This window comes from Streptomyces africanus (assembly GCF_002150735.1).
GTDB lineage: Bacteria > Actinomycetota > Actinomycetes > Streptomycetales > Streptomycetaceae > Streptomyces > Streptomyces africanus.
On the sequence record NZ_MUKA01000059.1, the window covers coordinates 1 to 23368 of the forward strand.

Sequence of the window (23368 nt, forward strand, 5' to 3'; positions counted from 1 at the left end):
ACCCGGCCCGGCTCACCGACGACGAGGTCAGGGAGCACCTGCGCCTGGTGCTCTTCGCCGCCTACGAGGCCACCACCAACCTGCTGTCCAACGTGCTGCTCACGGTGCTGATCGACCCGCGCTTCCGGGCCCAGCTCAACGGCGGCCAGATGACGGTGCCGGAGGCGGTGGAGCAGTCGCTGTGGAACGAGCCGCCGTTCAGCACGGTCTTCGCCTACTTCGCCAAGCAGGAGACCGAGCTGGGCGGGCAGCGCATCCGCCGGGGCGACGGGCTGCTGTTCGCCCCGCTGCCGGCCAACGTCGACCCCCGGGTGCGGCCGGACCTGAAGGCCAGCATGCAGGGCAACCGGTCGCACCTCGCGTTCGGCGGCGGCCCGCACGAGTGCCCCGGCCAGGACATCGGCCGCTCCATCGCGGACGTCGGCGTCGACGCGCTGCTGATGCGGCTGCCGGACGTCGAACTCGACTGTGACGAGGACGAGTTGCGCTGGACGGCGTCCATCGCCTCCCGGCACCTCGTGTCACTGCCGGCGGCGTTCGCGCCCAAGCCGCCGCAGGACATCACGGAGACGCCGAACCACAACCACGTCCCCGCCCAGCGCTCCGACTGGCAGATCGGCATCACGCAGCCCCAGCCGCAGCCCGTACCGGTCGCCGCCGCGCAGCCGCAGCCGGTCCCGGCACAACCCCAGCCGGCCCCCGTACCGCCGCAGGACCGGCCGGGCGCGGAGGAGCCGGCCCGGCCCAAGGGCGTCTGGCAGCGCTTCCTGCGCTGGTGGCGCGGTTACTGACCGTCCGACGGGCCGTCGGACACCCCGGCGGCCCACCGGTCGTACGACGCCCAGGCCGCGAGCACCCGGCCGCTGCGCAGCCGGTGCTCCTCGCCCGTGACCGGGTCGGTGAACTCCAGGGCTCGGGCCAGCAGTTGCAGCGGGCGCCGGAAGTCACCGGCCGGCACGGGAGCGGTGACCTCGGGGTAGAGCGGGTCGCCGAGGATCGGCACGCCCAGCGCGGTCATGTGCACGCGCAGCTGGTGGGTCTGCCCGGTGCCGGGCACGAGCCGGTACCGGGCGAGTCCGCCGGCCCTGTCCGGGCGGTGGTCGAGGAGCTCGACGCGGCTGACGGCGTTGGGCTCGCCCGCCACCTCCCGGGCGGTGAGCTCGCCACGCTCCTTCACGATACGGCTGCGCACGGTCCGGGGGAGGGCGAGGCCGGGATCGTACGGGGCGACGGCCTCGTACTCCTTGCGCACGAGCCGGTCGCGGAAGAGTGTCTGGTACGCGCCGCGCTCCTCGGGGCGCACGGTGAACAGCACGAGTCCGGCGGTGAGCCGGTCCAGCCGGTGCGCGGCGGCGAGCGTGGGGATGTCCAGCTCGCGGCGCAGCCGGGCCAGCGCGGTCTCGGCGACATGGCTGCCGCGCGGGGTGGTGGCGAGGAAGTGCGGTTTGTCCACGACGACGATGTGCTCGTCCCGGTGCACGACCTCCAGCGGGAACGGCACCGGCACCTCGTCGGGCAGCTCCCGGTGGAACCACACGAACATCCCGGGCACGTACGGCGCGTCCGCCGGCACGGCCCGTCCGTCCGCCCCGACGACGAGCCCCGCGTCGAACATCCCGTCGACGACCCCGTCACCGGCGCCCGAGAGCCGCTCCACCAGATGCTCACGCACCGTGGCCCACGCCCCCGCGGCGGGCAGCCGTACCCGTACCGGGTCCACCCCGTGGCGCTGCGGCAGGGGAGCGGGCGGGATACGCGTCTTCCGTCTCATCGCGGCCCAGCGTACGAGGCGGCCGGGCACCGGCGGAAAACCACTGGGGCCGCCCACCGCCCCCTTGCCAGGATGGGGCCATGCCCTTCCTGATCAGCCCGGTCCTGACGGCCGAGGTCCTCACCGCCCGGCCGCAGCCCACCCTCACCACCGGCGACGGACTCCTCCTGCGCCCCTGGCGGGCCGGGGACGCGCCCGCGGTGTACGAGGTCTTCCAGGACCCCGTGATGCACCAGTGGCACGCCCGGACCGCCGACTCCGAGGAGGAGGTCGCCGACTGGATCCGCGACTGGCACCAGGCGTGGGAGGAGCAGCGGGAGGCGCAGTGGGCCGTCGTCGACGCGGACTCCGACCGGCTGCTGGGGCGGGTGGCGCTGCGCGAGATACGGCTCGGCGACGGCACGGCGGAGGTGGCGTACTGGACCGTCCCGGCGGCACGCGGCCGGGGCGTCGCGGCCCGGGCCACGACCGCACTCGCCCACTGGGCGCTCGACGAGACCGGTTTCCACCGACTCGAACTGCTGCACGCCGTACGCAACGAGGCCTCCTGCCGGGTCGCCTCACGGACGGGTTTCGCCCTCGAAGGCACGAAGCGCAGCGCCATCCTGCACCCGGACGGCTGGCACGACATGCATCTGCACGCACGCGTGCGGGGCGACTGACTCCGGGGTCCGGGCAGACCGCGGCAGGCCGGAGGCCGTCAGGCGGCCGGGGTGTTCTCCTGCTCCGCCTCGATGCGGGCGTTCCACTCCCGCTTGGACGCCTGCCAGCCGTCCTCGTTGTGGCCGCGGCGCCAGTAGCCGGAGATCGACAGGTCCTCGCGCGCGATGCCACGCTCGACGCGGAGCAGCCGGCGCAGCTCCTTCACGAAGTGCGCCTCGCCGTGGACGAAGGCGTGCACCCGGCCCTCGGGGAACGCGAGGCCCCGCACGGCCTCGACGAGTGCCTCGCCGAGGGGCCGGTCACCGCGGTGCAGCCAGACGACGTCCACGTCGGAGTCGATCTTCTGCTCCTCCTCGGGGCCGGACACCTCGATGAAGGCGTGGACCCTCGCCCCGCGCGGCAGTGCCTCCAGGGAGCGGGCGATCGCGGGCAGTGCGCTCTCGTCGCCGACGAGCAGGTGCCAGTCGGCGTCCGGGTCGGGCGCGTACGCCCCGCCGGGGCCCATGAACCACACGGTCTCGCCCGGCTGGACGCGCGCCGCCCACGGGCCGGCCAGGCCCTCGTCGCCGTGAATGACGAAGTCCAGCGTCAGCTCGCGGTGTTCGGCGTCCCACTGGCGCACCGTGTACGTCCGGGTCACCGGCCACTGGTCGCGCGGCAGCTCGTCGCGGACGCGCTGCATGTCGAAGGGCTCGGGATAGGTCACGCCCTCCGGCGGGAACAGCAGCTTCACATAGTGGTCGGTGCACGCGCCCACTGCGAAGTCGGCGAGGCCCTCGCCACCGAGCACCACGCGCTGCATGTGCGGGGTCAGCCGCTCGGTGCGGACGACCTGAGCGGAGTGGGGCTTGCGCGGCTGGCGTCCCGGTCGCTCTGCCATGGGGACCTCCCTGATTCGCATAGTTAGGCTTACCTAAGCTAGCACCTCGCCCCCACCTGACACCTCTCGGACGTCAAGTTGCCGGGGGCCACCGGTCGCAGGAGAGTCGTCGGCCCCCGCACCGGTCACACCGCGAGCGTCGTCAGCAGGCGCTCCAGTGACCCGCCCAGTCCCCAGCGGGCCGCCAGTGCCTCCAGCTCCGCGGGGTCGCGCGGCGTCCGCGGCACCGCCGTCGTGACGTCCGGCAGCGGCACGTCGGCCGCGACCCGGACCACCTTCGGCGCGACCGCGAGATACGGGCGCGCCTCGTCCAGCCGCCTGCGCTGCGTCGGCGTCAGCTTCGACCCCCGGTCCTCCACCGCCGCCAGGATCCCGGCCAGATCCCCGAACTCCGCCAGGAGCTTGGCGGCCGTCTTCTCGCCGATGCCCGGCACTCCCGGCAGGCCGTCGCTGGGGTCGCCGCGCAGCAGGGCCAGATCCGCGTACCCGCTGCCGTCGACCCCATACTTCCCACGGAGCCATGCCTCATCGGTGAGCTGCAATGTGCCCACGCCCTTCAGCGGGTACAGCACACGCACCCCGCGCGCGTCGTCCACCAGCTGGTACAGGTCGCGGTCGCCCGTGACGATGTCGACCGGGCCCTTCGCCCGCGCCGTGAACGTGCCGATCACGTCGTCGGCCTCGTATCCCGCGACGCCCACACGCGCGATGCCCACCGCGTCCAGCACCGCCTCGATGACCGGGACCTGCGGCGACAGCGTGTCCGGCACCTCCTCCTCGTCCGGGCCGGACGCATGCTCCTCGGCGACGCGGTGGGCCTTGTAGGAGGGGATCAGCTCCACCCGCCAGTGCGGCCGCCAGTCGGCGTCCATGCAGGCCACGAGGTGGTCCGGCCGGTGGTCCCGGACCAGGCGGTCGATGAAGTCGAGCAGCCCGCGCACGGCGTTCACCGGCGTGCCGTCCGGTGCCTTCACCGAGTCCGGGACGCCGAAGTAGGCGCGGAAGTACAACGAGGCGGTGTCGAGGAGCATCAGTCGTCCGGTCACGTCACGCATCATGCCGTACGCCACCGACAGCGACATGCCTCATATGTGACGCGCCCCACTTGTGCGTTTGGGATCCGGAATCGAGGGGAGGTGCCGCCCCGCAGCGAGGCTGGTTGCGTAATTCAACTTTTGCGCCCCGCCCTCGCTCTGTTCCATTGCCGGCCAGATTGAGGTGCACGTGTCAGCAAGGCTTCAGGCGGAGAGCCTGTACAAAGTGTTCGGCAGGAGACCGGATCAGGCGGTCGAGCGGCTCCGCGCCGGGGCCGGCCGGGAGGAGCTGCGCGCCGAGGGCGCGACCGCCGCCGTCATCGACGCGTCCTTCACCGTCGAGCCCGGCCAGATCTTCGTCGTCATGGGCCTGTCCGGATCCGGCAAGTCCACCCTGCTGCGCATGCTGAACGGCCTCCTGGAGCCGACCGCCGGACATGTGCGCTTCGACGGCCAGGACCTGACCACGCTCGGCGACCGCGAGCTGCGCGCCGTCCGCTCCAAGAAGATCAGCATGGTGTTCCAGCACTTCGCGCTCTTCCCGCACCGCAGCGTCCGCGAGAACGCCGCCTACGGTCTGGAAGTGCAGGGCGTGCCCCGCGCCGAGCGCGTACGCCGCGCCGACGAGGCGCTCGCCCTGTGCGGTCTGGCCGGCTGGGAGAAGTCCTGGCCCGACGAGCTGTCCGGCGGCATGCAGCAGCGCGTCGGTCTCGCCCGCGCGCTCGCCACCGACGCCGACCTGCTGCTGATGGACGAGTCCTTCAGCGCCCTGGACCCGCTGATCCGCCGCGACATGCAGGACCAGCTGCTGGAGCTCCAGCAGAAGCTGAAGAAGACGATCGTCTTCATCACCCACGACCTGAACGAGGCCATGCGCCTGGGCGACCGCATCGCCGTCATGCGCGATGGCGAGATCGTGCAGATCGGCACCGCGCAGGACATCCTGCTGCGGCCGGAGAACGACTACGTCGCCTCCTTCACCCAGGACGTCGACCGCTCCCGCGTGCTGACCACCGGCGAGCTCATGGACACCTCGGTCACCGGCGACGACCCCGGCTGCCACTGCGAGACCGCCACGGCCGACACCCCGTTCACGGAGCTGTGCGCGATCAGCGCCCGGCTCTCCCACCCGGTCTCGGTCGTGGACGCGGACAACAAGCTCATCGGCGTCGTCCCCCGGCAGCGCCTGGTCGGCTTCCTCGGCGACGAGCAGGACACCACCCCGGAGCCCTGCGACTCCCCGCGGGACGCGGGCGGAGAGAAGGTGACCGCCCGTGCCTAGGATTCAGCTCGGCACCTGGGTCAACGGCGCGGTCGACTGGCTCACCACTCACATGGGGTGGCTGTTCGACTTCTGCAAGACCGTCTTCCTCGGCCTCTACGACGGCATCAACGCCGTCCTCCAGGCTCCCGAACCGCTGCTCCTCGCGGGCATCTTCGCGGTGATCGCCTTCTGGCTGCGCGGCACCCTCGCCGGTGTCCTCACCTTCGCGGGATTCGCGTTCATCGTCTCCCTCGACCTGTGGGAGAACGCGATGATCACCCTGACGCTCGTCCTCGTGGCGACCGTCATCGCGCTGGTGATCTCCATACCGGTGGGCATCTGGGCGGCCCGCTCGGACCGCGTCAGCGGTCTGGTCCGGCCCGTCCTGGACTTCATGCAGACGCTGCCCGCGATGGTCTACCTCATCCCGGCGATCCTCTTCTTCGGCACCGGCGCCTCCGCCGGTATCGTCGCCACCCTGATCTTCGCGCTCGCCCCGGGCGTGCGCATGACCGAACTCGGCATCCGCCAGGTCGACAGGGAACTGGTCGAGGCCGCCGACGCGTTCGGCACCACACCCCGCAACATCCTGCTGCGCGTCCAGCTGCCCCTCGCCCTGCCCACGGTCATGGCCGGCGTCAACCAGGTCATCATGCTCGGGCTGTCCATGGCCGCCATCGCCGGCATGGTCGGCACCGACGGTCTCGGCGGCGACGTCAACCAGGCCATCGGCCAGCTCAACGTCGGCCTGGGCGCCGAGGCCGGTGTCGGCATCGTGATCCTGGCGATCTACCTCGACCGCATGACCAGCGCGCTGGGCACCCAGGTCTCCCCGCTCGGCCGCCGCGCCGCCGCCCGGCTGCGTGCCGCCCAGGGACTGAAGATCTGGTCGTACCGGCCCCGCCCGGCCGTCGCCGTGATCGGCGTCGTCGTGCTCGCCCTCGTCTCCGGCGGCATGGGCGTCTTCGGCAGTGCCGGCACCGGCTCCACCGCCGCGGCCGGCGGCAAGGACGTCGGCCAGGGCAAGAAGATCAGCATCGGCTACATCCCCTGGGACGAGGGCGTTGCCTCCACCTTCCTCTGGAAGGAGGTCCTGGAGCAGCGCGGCTACCAGGTCGAGGCCAAGCAGCTCGACGCCGGCCCGCTCTACACCTCCCTCGCGCAGGGCGACGTCGACTTCCAGACGGACGGCTGGCTGCCCACGACACACGCGCAGTACTGGAAGAAGTACGGCAAGCAGCTCGACGACCTGGGCGCCTGGTACGACAAGACGTCCCTGGAACTCTCCGTGCCCGCCTACATGAAGGACGTCGACTCCCTGGCGGACCTCAAGGGCAAGGCGTCCGAGTTCGGCGGCAAGATCACCGGCATCGAGTCCAGCGCCGGCGAGATGGCCCTGCTCAAGAGCAAGGTCCTCAAGGAGTACGGCCTGGACAAGGAGTACAAGGTCGTGGACAGCTCCACGCCCGCGATGCTGGCCGAGCTGAAGCGCGCGTACGCCAAGAAGGAACCGATCGTCGTCACGCTCTGGTCGCCGCACTGGGCGTACAACGACTACAAGCTGAAGAAGCTCAAGGACCCCAAGGGCGCCTGGGGCGCGGGCGACGGCGTGCACACGCTGGCCCGCAAGGGCTTCGCGGACGACGACCCGACGGTCGCCGGCTGGCTGAAGAAGTTCAAGATGAGCGAGAAGGAGCTCACCAGCCTCGAAGCCGAGATCAACAAGGCCGGCAAGGGCAACCAGCAACAGGCCGTCCGCGCCTGGCTGAAGCAGCACCCCGGCTACGTCGACAAGCTCGCCCCCGTGAAGGGCGGCGGCGCCACACCCGCCGAGGCGAAGCGGCCGCTGGACGTGGCGTGGTTCCCCTGGGACGAGGACATCGCCGTCACCTACCTGTGGAAGAACGTCCTGGAGCGGCGCGGCTACAAGCTGAACCTCAAGCAGATGGACGTCGGCCCCGTCTACACGGGCCTGGCCTCGGGCGATCTCGACCTGAACTTCGACGCCTGGCTGCCCTACGCCCAGAAGAACTACTGGGACAAGAACAAGGACCGGCTCAAGGACCTCGGCACCTGGTACGAACCGACCTCCCTGGAGATCGCCGTGCCGTCCTACGTCAAGGGCGTCGACTCCCTGGCGGACCTCAAGGGCAAGGCCGGCACCTTCGACGGGAAGATCATCGGCATCGAGCCGGGCACCGGTGAGATGGATCTGGCGAAGAACAAGGTCCTGCCCGGCTACGGCCTCGACAAGGAGTACGAGGTCGTCGACGGCTCCACCCCGGCCATGCTGGCCGAGCTGAAGCGCGCGTACGCCAAGAAGGAGCCGATCGCCGTCACGCTCTGGTCACCCCACTGGGCCTACAGCGACTACAAGCTGACCAAGCTGAAGGACCCCAAGAAGGCCTTCGGCGAGGGCAACACGATCCGCACCATCTCCAACGAGAAGTTCCCCGAGGAGTACCCGCAGCTCACGAAGTGGATCAAGAACTTCAAGATGAGCGAGGACGAGCTCGGCAGCCTGGAGAGCGAGATCAAGAACCGCGGCCAGGGCCATGAGGAAGAGGCCGTCGCCGCGTGGCTGAAGCAGCACCCCGACATGGTGGAGCGCATGACGCCGCAGTGAGACCCGGTACGGGGCGGGACGCGACACACCGCGTCCCGCCCCGTACGCGTACCCTCATCCGTACCCGGACCCCGACCCGGGCCCGGACCCACGAGCAGGATCCGGACAACCACAGAGCGCTACACCACCCCCTGAACCCGTTCTCCCCGCCTGTTCCTCCCGCAGGGGCAACGCGCGCGCCGCCCCCGAGGGCGGTGCAGCCCCTGGCGCGAAGTGTGAGGTCGCACGCCGTCCGTTCCGGCGTCGATGTGACAGGCGCATGCACCGGTTTGCCGAACATGCGTAGGGTGCAGACAACTCAACACAGGCAGTGCGCCGGGCCACCGGCGTACCGGGACCGGATCGACGGGCGAAGGAGGGAGCCGGAGCGATGGGCGACCACAAAGAGCAGCCCCTTCGGGTGGGCGCGGCCGTGCGGCGGCGCCGCCGCGCGCTGGAGCTCACCCTCGCCGTCGTGGCCGAGCGCAGCGGCCTGTCGGTCCCGTTCCTCAGCCAGGTCGAGAACGACCGGGCGCGGCCCAGCACGAGTTCCCTGGAGAAGGTCGCCGACGCCCTGCGCACCACCGCGGTCGAGCTCCTCGCCGCGGCCGACCCGGCGTGCAGCGTGGACGTCGTGCGCGCCGACGACAGCGAACCGCTGCCCCGTCCCCGGACCCGGTCCCTGGTGCGCGGCCACCACCAGATGCACGCCTCCGAGTTCACCGGAGACCACGACGCCGGTCGTGAATTCCAGTACCGCAACGACCAGTTGATGTACGTCGCCGACGGCGCCGTGGAGATCGAGGCGGAGGGCCGCGCCTACCGGCTCGGCCGCGGCGACACGCTGTACCTCACCGGCGGTGTGCGGCACCGCTGGCGGGCGGCGGAGTCCGACACCCGGGTGATCGTCGTCGCCGTGGCCGAACACATCGAGGCGGTCCGGGACCGGCCGCGCCGGTGAGGGTCGTCTCGCTGGTCCCGTCGCTGACCGAGGCCGTGGCCCGGTCGGCGCCCGGCGCCCTGGCCGGCGCCACCGACTGGTGCACGCATCCGCCCGGCCTCGACGTCGTACGCGTCGGCGGCACCAAGAACCCGAAGACCGACCGGATCGTCTCCCTCGCTCCCGACCTGGTGATCGCCAACGAGGAGGAGAACCGCGCACCCGACCTCGCGGCCCTGCGCGCGGCGGGCGTCGAGGTCCTCGTGACAGAGATCCGGGACGTGCCGCAGGCCTTCCGGGAACTGGCCCGGGTCCTGGACGCCTGCGGGGTGGCGGCCCGCCCGCGCTGGCTGGACGAGGCGGAGGAGACCTGGTCGTCCCTGCCGCCGCCCCCGGCCCGTCTGACGGCGGTCGTGCCGATCTGGCGCCGCCCGTGGATGGTGCTGGGCCGTGACACCTTCGCGGGCGACGTCCTGGCCCGTCTCGGCGTCGACCACGTGCACGCGACGCACCCCGACCGCTACCCGCGCGTCCCGCTGGAGGAACTCCGCGCCGCCGCGCCGGACCTGGTGGTCCTTCCTGACGAGCCCTACCGCTTCACCGCGGACGACGGCCCGGAGGCCTTCCCCGGTCTGCCCTGCGCGCTCGTCAGCGGACGGCACCTGACGTGGTACGGACCGTCGCTGGCCGAGGCGCCACGGGTACTGGGCCGGGCCCTGCGAGCAGCTCGCCCCTGAGCAGCCCGCGTACGGTGCCCACGGCGGCCGTGGCCCAGGCGGCGACCAGCAGGGCGTACAGCACGAGAGCCGGCCCCGTGCAGGCCACGAGCCCGGTGTGGCGGCCGAGTGCATCGGCGCCCGTGACACAGGTGCCGACCGGGAAGGTGAACGACCACCAGGTCATGGAGAACCGCATGCCGTGCCGCCGGGCGCGCAGCACATGGGCGGTGGCGAGGCAGAACCACAGCAGCGCGAACCCCGTCACGGGCACGCCGTACAGCACGGCGAGCACACCGAAGCCCTGGCTGTACGGCGCCGGTACGACTCCGGGGGCGGCGTCCGCGAACGCGCCGACGGCGGTCGTGGACTGCCCGAGCGGCCCGAGCACCAGGAACAGCGTCGGGGTGAGGGCGAGCGGCAGCGGCCCGCCGGTGATCAGCCGCCCGAAGACCAGCGGCAGCATGACCAGGGTCGCGAGCAGGCTGAGCCCGAACAGCGCGACGCAGCCGAGGAGCAGCGTCTCCCGGGGCTGACCGGGAGGCAGATGGCGCACCAGTGGCGGCCCGACGGCGGCGGACACCATGGGCGCGACCAGCGGCAGCAGCCACACGGGCGTGGCCTGCCCCGGCTCGGCCCGGTGGCGTACGGCCATCAGATACGGCACCGCGACGGCGGCGGCCAGCCCGAGCGCCGTACCGGCGCCGAACAGGACCGCGTCGAGCGCCACGGCCGCCCGCACGCCGATCCAGTCCCGGCCGACGCCGAGGGCACCCCCGCCGACGGCCAGCAGGGCCATGGCGAGACAGCCGTAGAACGGGGCCGTCGCCGGGTCGAGGAGGTGGACGCGGGCCTGGTCCCGGTGGTGGGCCCAGTGCGCGGCCCGGGCGCAGAGCAGGGTGACGAGGAGGACCAGCGAGAGGGCCCAGACACCGGCCGCCGCGCCGCGCAGCCCGGGGAGGTGCGGCGACAGGGCGGTCCCGGCGGTGGCGACGACTGCGGTGCCCATGACGGTGGCGTACCAGTTGGGCCCGAGGTGACGGACGGAGACGGCGCGCGGAAGGGGCCGGGCCGGCTGGGCTGCGGTGACCATGACTCCCACGGTCGGGCCGTGGGCACCCCACCACCAGGGAGCATGCCTCTATGGCGACATAAGCTGGGTTTATGAGCAGGAGCGAAGAGCAGGGTGAGGTCCCGGCAGGAGGGTCTCTCGCGCACCGGGTGCCGGATCTGGGCGGCCTTGAGCTGCTGCTGGCGGTGGCGCGGCTCGGGAGCCTCGGCGGGGCGGCGCGGGAACTCGGCATCACCCAGCCCGCGGCCAGCAGCCGGATCCGGTCGATGGAGCGGCAGCTCGGCGTGGCGCTGGTCGACCGCTCACCGCGCGGGTCCCGGCTCACGGACGCCGGTGCGCTGGTGACGGACTGGGCGCGGCGGATCGTCGAGGCGGCGGAGGCGTTCGACGTGGGGGCGCAGGCGCTGCGCGACCGGCGCGACTCGCGGTTGCGGGTGGCGGCGAGCATGACGATCGCCGAGTATCTGCTGCCCGGCTGGCTGCTCGCGCTGCGCGCCCAGCGGCCCGACACCGCGGTGTCCCTGCATGCCGGGAACTCGACGGTGGTCGCGGAGCGGCTGCTGGCGGACGAGGCGGACCTGGGGTTCGTCGAGGGGCTGACGGTCCCGACGGGGCTGGACTCGGTGGTCATCGCCCATGACCGGCTGATCGTGGTCACGGCTCCTGCCCATCCGTGGGCCCGGCGGCGGCGTTCCCTGGCCGCGGAGGAACTGGCGTCGACGCCGCTGATCCTGCGCGAGAAGGGCTCCGGCACCCGGCAGGTCCTGGACGCGGCGCTGGGCGGGCTGGCCCGGCCGCTGATCGAGCTGTCGTCCACGACGGCGGTCAAGGCGGCGGCGGTGAGCGGGGCGGGGCCGGCGGTGCTGAGTGAACTGGCGGTGGGGGAGGAGTTGGCGATGCGGCGGCTGGTGCGGGTGCCGGTGGAGGGGGTCGCGCTGGCGCGGGACCTCCGGGCGGTGTGGCCGACGGGCCATCGCCCCACCGGGCCGGCCCGGGATCTGCTGTCGCTGACGCGGGACTAGTTTCCTCGCCCCCGCCGCCCCTCACGCAGGTGCTGCCCCTGCTGTCCATCCACTCACCGTGTCAAGGACAGCGATCGTTCGGCCGTTCGCCCGAAGCTGTCGTTCGCCGCACCGCCGGAACACCGGTCCTTCCCCGGTTCCGGGGTTCCATGGCCGGTATGACCAGGCTGAGCACCTTGGCGCAGTTGCGCCGAATCTCTCACCGCAGCACACGTCACGGAAGCCCGAGGCCGGCAAGACGTCCTCGCCCGGACGACCGTACGGGGAACCGAGTGCCGTGGGTGGTGCTGGTGGCCTCATCGCTACCGGGCATCGCGGCTCTTGCCGCCCTGCTGTTCACCTGGGTTTCGGTCGAGCAGTCGGGAGAGCAGCTGCGGATCGCCGAGCGGGGGCAGGTGACCGGCCGGTTCAACGCAGCAGTCGGCAGCCTCGCCTCACCGGCTGTGGACGTCCGCCTCGGCGGCCTCTACGGCCTGGAGCGCCTCATGCGGGACTCGCCGCCCGACCAGCCCACCATCGTCAGTCTGCTCACGGCATACGTCCGTGGGCACGCCCCAAGGCAGGTGGCCGGCTCAGCCGACGCCCGACCGGCCACGGACGTCCAGGGGGCCATGACGGTGCTGGCCAACCGGGATCCCGCGCGTGACGGCAGGGGCGACTTCAACCTGCGCAACGTCCGCCTTCGCCACTTGGGCTACATGGGGATGTGGGACCGGGCGCGCCAACGCGTCATCGGTATCAGTTTTCCGGAGGCCGACTTCAGTTCCGCGGACCTGAGCGACGCGGACCTGGAGCACGCCCGTCTGACCGGGGCGGTCATGGCGGGCACAGCCTTGCGGGAAGCGACTCTGGATGAAGCACAGTTGGCGGACGCCGTCCTGACCGATGCGGATCTGGCGCGGTCGCACCTCGTGCGAGCCGACCTGAGGCGGATCCAGGCGGCTGGGGCGCACTTCGACAACACGTATCTGACCGGGGCCGAGATGGAGGATGCCGATCTGCAGCGGGCCAGTCTGGTCGGGGCCAGCCTGCCCGGCGCGATCCTGCGCGGAGCGGACTTGAGGCACGCCGATCTCCGTGACGCGGACTTCACCGGAGCGGACCTGACCGGCGCCGACCTCACCGGGGCGAAGAACGTGTCGACAGCGGGATTCGACGGGGCGGTCCTCAAGGACACCCGAGGGTTGCCCTGAAGAGGTCATTCGAGCCGGCAAGGGCCCGCTCAAGACCTCCCTGCCGCCTCCACCAGCGCCCGCATCACCCGTACGTCCTCGCCCATCTCCGGATGCCACTGCACTCCCAGCACCCAGCCCCGGCCGGACGGCAGTTCCAGGGCCTCCACCGTGCCGTCGTCCGCGTAGGCCGACGGCACGAGCCCCTCGCCCAGGCGGTCCACGGCCTGGTGGTGGTACGAGGGCACCGACGTCTCCTCCGGCACGACAGCGGCGTACAGACTCCCCGGCACCGGCTTGACCGCATGGCTGCCGAAGACGCCCACGACCTCCGCATGACCGTCGAGGTGCTGCACCAGCGTCCCGCCCAGGGCGACGTTCAGCAGTTGCATGCCCCGGCAGATGCCGAGCAGCGGAACCCGCGCCGTGAGGGCCGCGTCGATCAGGGCCAGCTCCCAGGCGTCCCGCTCCCGCGCGGGCGGCCCGGTGCGCGGATGCGGCTCGGCGCCGTACCGTACGGGCTCCACATCCGGCCCGCCCGCGATGACCAGCCCGTGCAGCCGGGCCACGGCCTCGGCCGCGCAGGCGGGGTCGTCCGGCGGCAGCATCGCCGCCAGGCCGCCCGCCCGCTGCACGAGCCGGGGATAGCCGGCCGGCAGCAGCGCGGCCTCCAGTTCCCACACCCCCCAGCGCGCACCGGACTCCAGATAGGTGCTGACACCGATCAACGGCCTGGCCACCACAACTCCCTCGACGATCGACGTCTCAGTCCCGTGTCAACTCTGCCTCGGCCGCCGCCAGCGCCGCGAACTCCTCCTCCGGCGCCTTCGCCACCAGCCGCTTCCGGCTGTACAGACCGAAGTACGCGAGGGCCACGACGTACACCGCGAGCGCGATGAACGCCGCCGTCACATCCACCAGGAACGTCGCCACCAGCGCCGCGCAGGCCAGCACCAGGGCGACGGAGGAGGTCAGCACCCCGCCGGGCGTGCGGTACGGCCGCGGCAGCTCCGGCTCGCGGCGGCGCAGCACGATGTGCGACAGCGACATCAGCGCGTAGGAGATGGTCGCGCCGAAGACCGCGATGTTCAGCATCCGGGCGCCGTTCCCGGACACCGCCGCCAGCAGGAAGCCGATCGTGCCGGGCACCAGCAGCCCCAGGTACGGCGCCTTGCGGCGGCTGGTGAGCGACAGGAAGCGCGGCAGATAGCCCGCGCGGGACAGGGCGAACAGCTGGCGCGAGCCCGCGTAGATCAGGGAGAAGAACGACGCCACGAGGCCGGCCAGGCCCGCGTAGTTCACGATCCGGCTCAGTGTCGTCGCCCTGCCGTCCGGCTGGAGCGCCTCGACGAGCGGGTTGCCCGCCTCCTGGATCGCCGCCGAGCCGCGTGCTCCCGCCGCCGCGACGAAGGTCACCACCGCCAGGACCACCAGGATGCCCATCGACCAGCGGATCGCCTTCGGCAGCGTGCGGGCCGGGTCCCTGGTCTCCTCGGCGGCCAGCGGCACGCCCTCGACGCCCAGGAAGAACCACATGCCGAACGGGAACGCCGCCCAGATGCCGAGCAGGCCGAACGGGAGCCAGGAGTTCGACCCCGCGGCGGAGGAGTCGACCGGGATGTCGTCCAGCGAGGCGACCGAGAAGTCGGGCAGCGCCGCCAGCGCGAACACGATCAGGGCGGCCACCGCGATGCCGGTGACGACGAAGCTGAAGCGCAGCGCCTCGCCCACGCCCCACAGGTGGATGCCGAGGAAGATCGCGAAGCAGACCAGGTACATCGGCCAGCCGGACTCCAGGCCGAACAGGCCCAGCGACTCGACGTAGTCGCCGATGAAGATGACGATGGCGGCGGGCGCGAGGACGTACTCGATGAGGATCGCCGTACCGGTCAGGAACCCGCCCCACGGGCCGAGCGCCCGGCGGGCGAAGCCGTAGCCGCCGCCCGCCGTCGGCAGGATCGAGGACAGCTCGGCGAGGGCGAAGACCATGCACGCGTACATGGCGCCCATGAGCACCATGGCGATCGCCAGGCCCCCGAAGCCGCCCTCGGCCAGACCGAAGTTCCAGCCCGAGTAGTCACCGGAGACGACGTAGGCGACGCCGAGTCCGGTCAGCAGCACCCAGCCGGCGCTGCCGCGGCGCAGTGCCCTGCGTTCCAGATAGTCGTCCGCCTGCGCGGCGGCGGGTGGGCTGGTGGATTCCTGGGACATGGGCAGACTCCCGAGCTCCGGCTCAATGGAATGGATCCATACCTTTTCGGTGCCGGGCCGGGGATGGCAAGACCCATGCGTTAATCGCCCGTAAATCCTCACGTCGTCCACGGCCGGGCACGGCTCAGCCGAGGAAGCCGCGCAGCAGCGCCGCCGTCCCCGCGCAGTGCTCGCGCGTGATCTCCCGTGCCTGGTCGGCGTCGCCCTCGATCACGGCCTCCACCAGGGCCGTGTGCTGCCGCTGCGAGTGTTCGAGGTTGCGCACGAGCAGCGGGATGCAGTCGAGCAGGTCGTTCACCGTGGCCCGCACCGCCGCGTACTGCGCGGTCAGGGTCGGCGAGCCGCACAGTTCGGCCAGCGTGAGGTGCAGCAGCGTGTCCAGGCGGCGGTAGTCGGCGAGCGGGGCGTCCTGTGTGCGCGCCAGGGCCTCCCGGAGCCGCCGCGCCTGCTTGTCGTCCAGCCCGTGCACCGCGCACAGCCCGGCCGCGCCCACCTCCAGCACCTCCCGGAACCGCAGCACGTCCTCTATGTCGATCTCGGCGATCCGGCGCCGCAGCTCGTCCTCGCCGCCGGCGTCCGTGCGGGGCAGCACGAACGTGCCGCCGTAGCGGCCCCGCCGCGACTCCACCAGCCCCTGGTCCTGGAGCACCTTCAGCACCTCGCGCAGCGTCACCCGGCTGATCCCCAGCCGCTCCGCCAGCTCCCGCTCGGCCGGCAGCCGCTCGCCCCCCGGCACCAGGCCCAGCCGTACGACCTGGAGGATCTGCTCCAGTGCCTCCTCGAAGCCGTTGCCCGCGCGCACCGGCCGCAGCACCGGCGTCAGCCCGTCCCGCATCTCGCCGCCAGCTTCCTCCGGCATGTGGCCGTACCCCCTTCCCAAGCAATGGTTCTCAGGAATACCTTATGGCTCCCGGCGGACCCAAGGAGCCAAGGAGGCCCTCCCGTGGCAGACCGCACACCCCCGCTGAGCGTCGAGGAACTGCACGCCCTCGTCGCCGGCGGTGAGATCGACACTGTCGTCCTGGCCTTCCCCGACATGCAAGGGCGGCTCCAGGGCAAGCGGTTCGCCGCGCGCTTCTTCCTCGACGAGGTCCTCCAGCACGGCACGGAGGGCTGCAACTACCTGCTCGCCGTCGACACCGAGATGAACACCGTCGACGGCTACGCGATGTCCTCCTGGGACCGCGGCTACGGCGACTTCGCCATGCACCCGGACCTGAGCACCCTGCGCCGCGTCCCCTGGAACGAGGGCACGGCCCTGCTCCACGCCGACCTCGCCTGGAACGACGGCTCGCCCGTGGTCGCCGCACCCCGCCAGATCCTGCGCCGTCAGCTGGAGCGCCTCGCCGAGCTCGGCTACACCGCCCAGGTCGGCACCGAGCTGGAGTTCATCGTCTTCAAGGACACCTACGAACAGGCCTGGGACGCGGGCTACAGAGGCCTGACCCCGGCCAACCAGTACAACATCGACTACTCGGTCCTCGGCACCGGCCGCATCGAGCCCCTGCTGCGCCGCATCCGCAACGAGATGGCGGCCGCCGGCCTCACCGTGGAGTCCGCCAAGGGCGAGTGCAACCCCGGCCAGCACGAGATCGCCTTCCGCTACGACGAGGCCCTGGTCACCTGCGACCAGCACGCCGTCTACAAGACCGGCGCCAAGGAGATCGCCGCCCAGGAGGGCATGTCGATCACCTTCATGGCCAAGTACAACGAGCGCGAGGGCAACTCCTGCCACATCCACCTCTCGCTCGCCGACGCGGACGGCACCAACGCCATGGCAGGGAACGGCGAGGACGGCATGTCGGACCTCATGCGCCACTTCCTCGCCGGCCAGCTCGCCGCGCTGCGCGACTTCTCCCTCCTCTACGCCCCCAACATCAACTCCTACAAGCGGTTCCAGCCCGGCTCCTTCGCCCCGACCGCCGTCGCCTGGGGCCATGACAACCGCACCTGCGCGCTGCGCGTGGTCGGCCACGGCCGCTCGATGCGCTTCGAGAACCGGCTGCCCGGCGGCGACGTCAACCCCTACCTCGCCGTGGCCGGGCTGGTCGCGGCCGGACTGCACGGCATCGAGCACAAGCTGGAACTGCCCGAGCCCTGCCCCGGCAACGCCTACACCGCCGACTTCGCCCACGTCCCCACCACCCTGCGCGAGGCCGCCGAGCTCTGGGAGAACAGCCCCATCGCCCGGGCCGCCTTCGGTGACGAGGTCGTCGCGCACTACCGCAACATGGCGCGCGTCGAACTGGACGCCTTCGACGCCGCGGTGACCGACTGGGAGCTGCGCCGCTCCTTCGAACGCATGTGAGGTCCACCTTGTCTTCCGAGCACCTTCTGGAAGTACTGAACCCCGCGACCGAGGAGGTCGTCGCCGCCATCGCCGGGGCGAGTCCGGCGGACATCGACGCGGCCGTCACCCACGCCGCCAGGGCACAGCGGATCTGGGCCGCCCTCACCCCCGGCGACCGCGCCCGGCTGCTGCGCCGCTTCGCCGCCACCGTCGACCAGCACCTGGAGGAACTGGCCCGCCTGGAGGTCCGCGAGGCCGGGCACCTCATCGGCAACGCCCGCTGGGAGGCCGGCAACGTCCGGGACCTGCTGGACTACGCGGCCGGGGGAGTGGAGCGGCTCACCGGCCGGCAGATCCCGGTGCCCGGCGGCCTGAACGTCACGATCCTCGAACCGCTCGGCGTCGTCGGCGTGATCGCGCCCTGGAACTTCCCCATGCCGATCGCCGCCTGGGGCACCGCCCCCGCCCTCGCGGCCGGGAACGCGGTCCTCCTCAAGCCCGCCGAGACCACCCCGCTCACCGCCCTGCGCCTGGCCGAACTCGCCCTGGAGGCCGGACTCCCGGAGCACCTCTTCCAGGTCCTGCCCGGACACGGCGCCATCACCGGCGACGCGCTGGTACGCCACCCCGGAGTCGCCAAGATCGTCTTCACCGGCTCGACCACGACCGGCCGGCGCGTCGCGGCGCTCGGCGCCGAGCAGATCAAGCCGGTCACGCTCGAACTCGGCGGCAAGAGCCCGAACATCGTCTTCGCCGACGCCGACCTGAAGGCCGCCGTCGACCCCTTCTCCTTCCTGGACAACTCCGGCCAGGACTGCTGCGCCCGGACCCGCATCCTGGTCCAGGAGACGGTGTACGACGAGGTCCGCGAGCTGCTCGCCGAGACGCTGGCCGCCGTGGTGGTGGGCGACCCGGCCGACGAGAAGACCCAGATGGGCCCGCTGATCTCCCGGCAGCAACTCGACCGCGTCAAGGGATTCGTGCCCGACGACGCCCCGGCCCTGCGTGGCAGCGCACCCGGGGGGCCCGGCTTCTGGTTCCCGCCGACCGTGCTCACCGAGGAGCCGCCCGACTCGGCGGCGGCCTGCGAGGAGATCTTCGGCCCGGTCGCCGTCCTGCTGCCCTTCACCGACGAGGCCGACGCGATCCGCCTCGCCAACGACACGCCGTACGGCCTCTCCGGCTCCATCTGGACCCGGGACGTCGGCCGCGCCCTGCGCGTCTCCCAGGCCGTCCGCGCCGGCAACCTGTCCGTCAACTCCCACGCCAGCGTCCGCTACTGGACCCCCTTCGGCGGCTACAAGCAGTCGGGCGTCGGCCGCGAGCTCGGCCCCGAGGCGCTGGCCGCCTTCACCGAAACCAAGAACGTCTTCATCAGCACGGAGGGCCCCGCACAGTGACCGCTCAGGAAAGCATCTGCCGCCGGCTGGCCGGCCGCACCGCCGTCGTCACCGGAGCCGGCAGCGGCATCGGCCTCGCCGCCGCCCGCCGCCTCGCCTCCGAAGGAGCCCACGTCGTCTGCGGCGACGTCGACGACGCACGCGGCAAGGCGGCCGCCGAGGAGACCGGCGGCATCTTCGTGAAGGTGGACGTCACCGACCCCGAGCAGGTCGAGGCCCTCTTCAAGACCGCCCACGACACCTACGGCAGCGTCGACATCGCCTTCAACAACGCCGGCATCTCCCCGCCCGACGACGACTCCATCCTGGAGACCGGCCTGGAGGCCTGGAAGCGCGTCCAGGAGGTCAACCTCACCTCCGTCTACCTCTGCTGCAAGGCCGCCATCCCGTACATGCAACGCCAGGGCAAGGGCTCGATCATCAACACGGCGTCCTTCGTGGCCAGGATGGGCGCCGCCACCAGCCAGATCTCGTACACGGCGTCCAAGGGCGGCGTCCTCGCCATGTCCCGTGAGCTGGGCGTGCAGTTCGCCCGGGAGGGCATCCGGGTCAACGCCCTGTGCCCCGGCCCGGTCAACACCCCGCTCCTCCAGGAGCTGTTCGCCAAGGACCCGGAGCGCGCCGCGCGCCGTCTGGTGCACATCCCGCTGGGCCGGTTCGCCGAGGCCGAGGAGATCGCTGCCGCCGTGGCCTTCCTCGCCAGCGACGACTCCTCCTTCGTGAACGCCACCGACTTCCTGGTCGACGGCGGGATCGCGGGGGCGTACGTCACACCCCTGTAGGAGCCGTACCCGGACGGCCGGGCTCTCGCTCTACAGTGCCGGGATGAGCATGACGCCACCGCCCGGCTGGTACCCCGACCCGCACGGCCCCCATCTGGAACGCTGGTGGGACGGCACGGCCTGGACCGAGCACCGCCGCGCGCCCGGGGCTCCCACGGTCCCGGTGCCCCCGCCCCCGGGCGGCGGCACCGGGCGCGCGAAGGCCGTCGCCCTCATCGCCGCCGGAGCCGTCCTCGTCGCGGCGATCGTCACCGGAGCCGTCGTGCTGAGCGACGACGGTGAGGGCGCGCAGACACGGACGGCCCCGACGTCCGCGCCCCCGGCCCCGAACGGCCCGTCGGCGACGACCCCCGAGGCGTCCCCGTCCACGTCCGAGCCGTCCGCCGACGACCCGGCCGTCGTCGAGGACCAGCTCAACGGCGTCACCTACCCGCTGCTCGACGGCTGGGTCCGGCCGCAGTACGTGGCCCAGGACGACGTCGTCATGACGACCGACGGCACCTACGACTGCCCCGGCGGTGTCGGCCTGTGCCGCCACGGCATGGTCTTCTCCCGCACGGTGACCGAGAACGACGAGAAGTCCCCCGAGGCCCTCGCCAAGGCGGACATCGAGGACGCGGCCGACGTGGCCTACGACCGCGACACGCTCGACCGCGAGCTCTACGGGGGCATCGAGTCGCACCAGCAGGTCAAGTCCGGGCCGGTCGCGGTGGCGGGCCGCGCCGGGTACCTCGTGCGCTGGCGCGTGCGGACCGCCAAGGGGCCGGGCGGCTACGTCCAGTCGCTCGTCTTCCCGTCCAGCGTCGGCACCGAGTCGCCCGTCCTCGTCCGCTACGTCTTCGACGCGGGCGAGGACGGACCGCCGCTCGCCGACATGGACCGCATCACGAAGGGCATCCGGCCGTTCGGCGACGCGGACACGGGCGGCGGCGTGGGCAGCAGCATCGGCCCGTCCGACTGACGCCTAGAGGAACGTGAGGCCCTCGCCGCGGTACGTCGGCACGGTCGCCGTCACGGCGTCCCCCTCGACCAGGTGCAGCACGTCGAACCGCTCGCACAGTTCACCGGCCTTCGCGTGCCGGAACCACACCTTGTCACCGATCAGCAGGTCGTCGGCGGGCGAGCCGAGCAGCGGCGTCTGCACCTCACCGGCCCCCTCCTGAGGGTCGTAGCGCAGCCCCTCCGGCAGGTACGGCACGGGCAGCCGGTCGGGCCCGGCCGCGCCGGAGGCGGGATACCCGCCCCCGAGGACCGTCACCACTCCCACCCCCGGCCGCCGTACGACGGGCTGGGCGAAGAGGGCCGCCGGACGCCCGCTGAACGACGTGTAGTTGTCGAACAGCCGCGGCACGTACAGCCCCGACCCGGCGCCGATCTCGGTCACCGCGTCCTCGGCCGCCGTGTGCTGCACCGAGCCGGTGCCACCGCCGTTGACGAACTCCAGCCCCGGCACGACGGCCCGCACCGCACGCACCACCTCCGCACGCCGCTCGGCGAGTTCACGCTTGGCGGCGGCCTGCATCAGCCGGATGGCACGGGACCGCAGCGGACGCCCGGCCACGGCGTCCCCGACACCGGCGACATGCCCCTCGTACGCCATGATCCCCACGACCTCGAAGCCCGGCCGGCGGGCCACGGCCCGCGCCACGTCGGCGACCTGGGCGGGGGAGTGCAGCGGCGAACGCCGGGCCCCGACCCGCACCCGCCCGCCGAGCAGCTTCAGGGAGGTGTCCAACTCCAGGCAGACGCGCACCACTTCACGTCCGCCGCCCCGCGAGGCGTCGATGAGATCGAGCTGGGCGACGTCGTCGACCATCACGGTCACGGCGGCGGCGAGCTTGGGATCACCGGCGAGTTCGGCGTACGCGGACCGGTCGGCGGACGGGTAGGCGAGCAGTACGTCGTCGAACCCCGAGCGCGCCAGCCACAGCGACTCGGCGAGGGTGAACGACATGATCCCCGCGAAACCGTCCCGGGCCAGGACGCGTTCCAGCAGCGCCCGGCACCGCACGGACTTGCTGGCGACCCGCACGGGCTTGCCCCCGGCGCGACGGGCCAGATCGGCGGCGTTGGCGTCGAAGGCGTCCAGGTCCACGATCGCGAGGGGGGCGTCGAGATGGGCGGTGGCCCGGTCGTAACGGGCCCGGTCGGAGGCGCGCGCAGTCATGAACGCAGCCTGCCAGACAGGATTACCGCAGGGTAGGGGGACGTTCCGGGCAGATGCCCCGGGCTTGCGGACTGGTTCCCGTTCGCGCAGGAACAAGCCGTAGAGTGACGCGCACGTACGGCGGAGCGACGCCGGCCGGATTTCCGCGCCGGGATGACGCTCCGTCCGTACGGGTATGTGTGCCCGGGACGACTCAGTGCCGGGCCTCGGGCAGGACGACACGGCCCGCGCAGTACGCAGCGGCCCGGGTACGAGGAAACGGGGGGTGCATGAGCACGGAAGCGCAGCGTGCCTCTTTCCCCCCACGCCCTTCACACCCCCCGGCCCCGGCCTCGGCGGAGAACACCCAGGCGGCACCTTCCGACCCCTCGCCCCGGCGGGGCACGGACTCGTCGGGTCCTCCTGCCCCGCGGCAGGAAACGGCAGCTGCTCGGGGCGACGGCACGACCCCCTCCGACAGAGGCCGTCCTCGTTTCCCCAGCTTCAGCAACACCATGACCCGGCACGCGGAGCCGACTGCGCCCCGGCGCCCCGAGCCCACGGCGCCCTGGCGTGCCGAGCCTGCTGCTCCCGGCGGTAGCGAGCCTGCTGGGCCCCGGCGTGGCGAGTCCGGCGCTGCTGGACGTGGCGAGTCCGGGGCTCCCGGCGGTGGCGAGCCTATTGCTCCGGGCCGTGGCGAGTCCGACGTTCCCCGCGGTGGCGAGCCCGCTGCTCCCCGGCGTGCCGAGCCCGCCGCGTTCCGGCGTCGTGAGCCGGACGTTCCCCGCGGTGGCGAGCCTGTTGTCCCCGGGCGTGGCGAGTACGGCGCGTCCTGGCGTGCCCAGTCCGCTGCTCCCGGCGGTGGCCAGCCTGCCGCTCCCAGGCATGCCGAGACCGGCGCTTCCCGCGGTGGCGAGTCCGCTGCGCCCCGGCGTGCCGAGCCCGGCGCTTCCCGCGGTGGTGATGCAGTTCCCCGCGGTGGTGAGTCCGCGTCCTGGCGTGCCGAGTCCGGCGCTTCCCGCGGTGGTGATGCTGTTCCCCGCGGTGGTGAGTCCGCTGCGTCCTGGCGTGGCGAGTCCGGCGCTCCCCGCGGTATCCAGCCTGCCGCTCCGCGCCGTGCCGAGACCGCTTCCCGCGGCTGCGAGCCTGCCGCTCCCCGACGTACCGAGTCCGGCGCTCCCGGCGGTGGCCAGCCTGCCGCTCCCCGGCGTGCCGAGCCCGGCGCTTCCCGCGGTGGCCAGCCTGCCGCTCCCCGGCGTGCCGAGCCCGGCGCTTCCCGCGGTGGCGAGCCCGCCGCACCCCGTCGTGGTGACACCGTCGCGTCCGGACGTAGTGAGTCCGCCGCTCACCGCAGTAGCGAGCCTGTTGCCCCCCGCCAGGGTGAGTCCACCGCCCCCCGC

Annotated in this window: 20 protein-coding genes; 12 read left to right on the plus strand and 8 right to left on the minus strand. The window is 72.4% G+C overall.

The window, feature by feature from the left end:
* Positions 1-791 (plus strand): cytochrome P450 family protein (locus CCL05_RS09025; RefSeq protein WP_143589854.1); only part of this gene is annotated, 791 nt, incomplete at its 5' end.
* Here CCL05_RS09025 and CCL05_RS09030 read toward each other — a convergent pair.
* Positions 785-1771: an RluA family pseudouridine synthase gene (locus CCL05_RS09030; protein WP_086560000.1), complete on the minus strand. Its 987-nt coding sequence runs from the start codon at positions 1769-1771 to the stop codon at positions 785-787. The two genes, CCL05_RS09025 and CCL05_RS09030, sit on opposite strands and share 7 nt — an antisense overlap.
* Positions 1772-1851: 80 nt before the next feature.
* On the opposite strand from CCL05_RS09030, the gene CCL05_RS09035 reads away from it, so the two are divergent.
* A complete protein-coding gene (locus CCL05_RS09035) occupies positions 1852-2433 on the plus strand; it encodes a GNAT family N-acetyltransferase (RefSeq protein WP_086559983.1) in 582 nt (193 codons plus the stop codon).
* Between the two features lie 38 nt (positions 2434-2471).
* Here CCL05_RS09035 and CCL05_RS09040 read toward each other — a convergent pair whose 3' ends face one another.
* Both CCL05_RS09040 and CCL05_RS09045 read right to left on the minus strand, forming a co-directional pair.
* Positions 2472-3314, minus strand: a complete 843-nt coding sequence (locus tag CCL05_RS09040) for a siderophore-interacting protein (protein WP_086559984.1) — start codon at positions 3312-3314, stop codon at positions 2472-2474.
* A 125-nt stretch (positions 3315-3439) separates the two neighbouring features.
* Positions 3440-4396, minus strand: coding sequence for a 5'-3' exonuclease (locus CCL05_RS09045; RefSeq protein ID WP_244204218.1), 957 nt, complete (start codon positions 4394-4396; stop codon positions 3440-3442).
* A gap of 142 nt (positions 4397-4538) precedes the next feature.
* Here CCL05_RS09045 and CCL05_RS09050 point away from each other — a divergent pair, with 142 nt between their 5' ends.
* From CCL05_RS09050 to CCL05_RS09065, 4 genes are all read left to right on the plus strand, one after another.
* Positions 4539-5630, plus strand: a complete 1092-nt coding sequence (locus CCL05_RS09050; RefSeq protein WP_086559985.1) for a quaternary amine ABC transporter ATP-binding protein — start codon at positions 4539-4541, stop codon at positions 5628-5630.
* Entirely contained in the window at positions 5623-8238 is a 2616-nt protein-coding gene (locus CCL05_RS09055; RefSeq protein ID WP_086559986.1) for an ABC transporter permease/substrate binding protein, read from the plus strand. Before CCL05_RS09050 ends, CCL05_RS09055 begins: the two co-directional genes overlap by 8 nt.
* 370 nt (positions 8239-8608) lie before the next feature.
* Positions 8609-9178: a helix-turn-helix domain-containing protein gene (locus CCL05_RS09060; RefSeq protein WP_086559987.1), complete on the plus strand. Its 570-nt coding sequence runs from the start codon at positions 8609-8611 to the stop codon at positions 9176-9178.
* Entirely contained in the window at positions 9175-9894 is a 720-nt protein-coding gene (locus tag CCL05_RS09065) for a helical backbone metal receptor (protein WP_086559988.1), read from the plus strand. Before CCL05_RS09060 ends, CCL05_RS09065 begins: the two co-directional genes overlap by 4 nt.
* Here CCL05_RS09065 and CCL05_RS09070 read toward each other — a convergent pair.
* A complete protein-coding gene (locus CCL05_RS09070) occupies positions 9806-10966 on the minus strand; it encodes a TDT family transporter (RefSeq protein WP_086559989.1) in 1161 nt (386 codons plus the stop codon). The genes CCL05_RS09065 and CCL05_RS09070 overlap by 89 nt on opposite strands.
* Positions 10967-11037: 71 nt before the next feature.
* On the opposite strand from CCL05_RS09070, the gene CCL05_RS09075 reads away from it, so the two are divergent.
* Both CCL05_RS09075 and CCL05_RS09080 read left to right on the plus strand, forming a co-directional pair.
* Positions 11038-11967: a LysR family transcriptional regulator gene (locus CCL05_RS09075; RefSeq protein ID WP_086559990.1), complete on the plus strand. Its 930-nt coding sequence runs from the start codon at positions 11038-11040 to the stop codon at positions 11965-11967.
* A gap of 290 nt (positions 11968-12257) precedes the next feature.
* Positions 12258-13160, plus strand: coding sequence for a pentapeptide repeat-containing protein (locus CCL05_RS09080; protein WP_158102436.1), 903 nt, complete (start codon positions 12258-12260; stop codon positions 13158-13160).
* 29 nt (positions 13161-13189) lie between these two features.
* Here the strand turns inward: CCL05_RS09080 and CCL05_RS09085 are convergent, their stop codons facing one another.
* The 3 genes from CCL05_RS09085 to CCL05_RS09095 form a co-directional block, all read right to left on the minus strand.
* Complete coding sequence (locus CCL05_RS09085; RefSeq protein ID WP_086559992.1) at positions 13190-13882, minus strand: gamma-glutamyl-gamma-aminobutyrate hydrolase family protein; 693 nt, start codon at positions 13880-13882, stop codon at positions 13190-13192.
* Positions 13883-13904: 22 nt separating this feature from the next.
* Positions 13905-15350, minus strand: a complete 1446-nt coding sequence (eat, locus tag CCL05_RS09090) for an ethanolamine permease (protein WP_086559993.1) — start codon at positions 15348-15350, stop codon at positions 13905-13907.
* Positions 15351-15474: 124 nt separating this feature from the next.
* Positions 15475-16209 (minus strand): FadR/GntR family transcriptional regulator, encoded by a 735-nt coding sequence (locus CCL05_RS09095; protein WP_086559994.1) that lies wholly within the window; start codon positions 16207-16209, stop codon positions 15475-15477.
* Between the two features lie 84 nt (positions 16210-16293).
* On the opposite strand from CCL05_RS09095, the gene CCL05_RS09100 reads away from it, so the two are divergent.
* The 4 genes from CCL05_RS09100 to CCL05_RS09115 are packed head-to-tail and all read left to right on the plus strand — an operon-like array spanning position 16294 to position 20783.
* Positions 16294-17658 carry a glutamine synthetase family protein gene (locus CCL05_RS09100; RefSeq protein ID WP_086559995.1) on the plus strand — a complete coding sequence of 455 codons (1365 nt, stop codon included), beginning with the start codon at positions 16294-16296 and terminating at the stop codon, positions 17656-17658.
* Positions 17659-17666: 8 nt separating this feature from the next.
* Positions 17667-19040, plus strand: a complete 1374-nt coding sequence (locus CCL05_RS09105; RefSeq protein ID WP_086559996.1) for an aldehyde dehydrogenase family protein — start codon at positions 17667-17669, stop codon at positions 19038-19040.
* Positions 19037-19822 (plus strand): 3-oxoacyl-ACP reductase, encoded by a 786-nt coding sequence (locus CCL05_RS09110; protein WP_086559997.1) that lies wholly within the window; start codon positions 19037-19039, stop codon positions 19820-19822. Before CCL05_RS09105 ends, CCL05_RS09110 begins: the two co-directional genes overlap by 4 nt.
* Positions 19823-19871: 49 nt before the next feature.
* A complete protein-coding gene (locus CCL05_RS09115; RefSeq protein ID WP_086559998.1) occupies positions 19872-20783 on the plus strand; it encodes a DUF2510 domain-containing protein in 912 nt (303 codons plus the stop codon).
* A 3-nt stretch (positions 20784-20786) separates the two neighbouring features.
* Here the strand turns inward: CCL05_RS09115 and CCL05_RS09120 are convergent, their stop codons facing one another.
* Entirely contained in the window at positions 20787-21989 is a 1203-nt protein-coding gene (locus CCL05_RS09120) for an amino acid deaminase/aldolase (protein WP_086559999.1), read from the minus strand.
* Positions 21990-23368: the final 1379 nt, after the last annotated feature.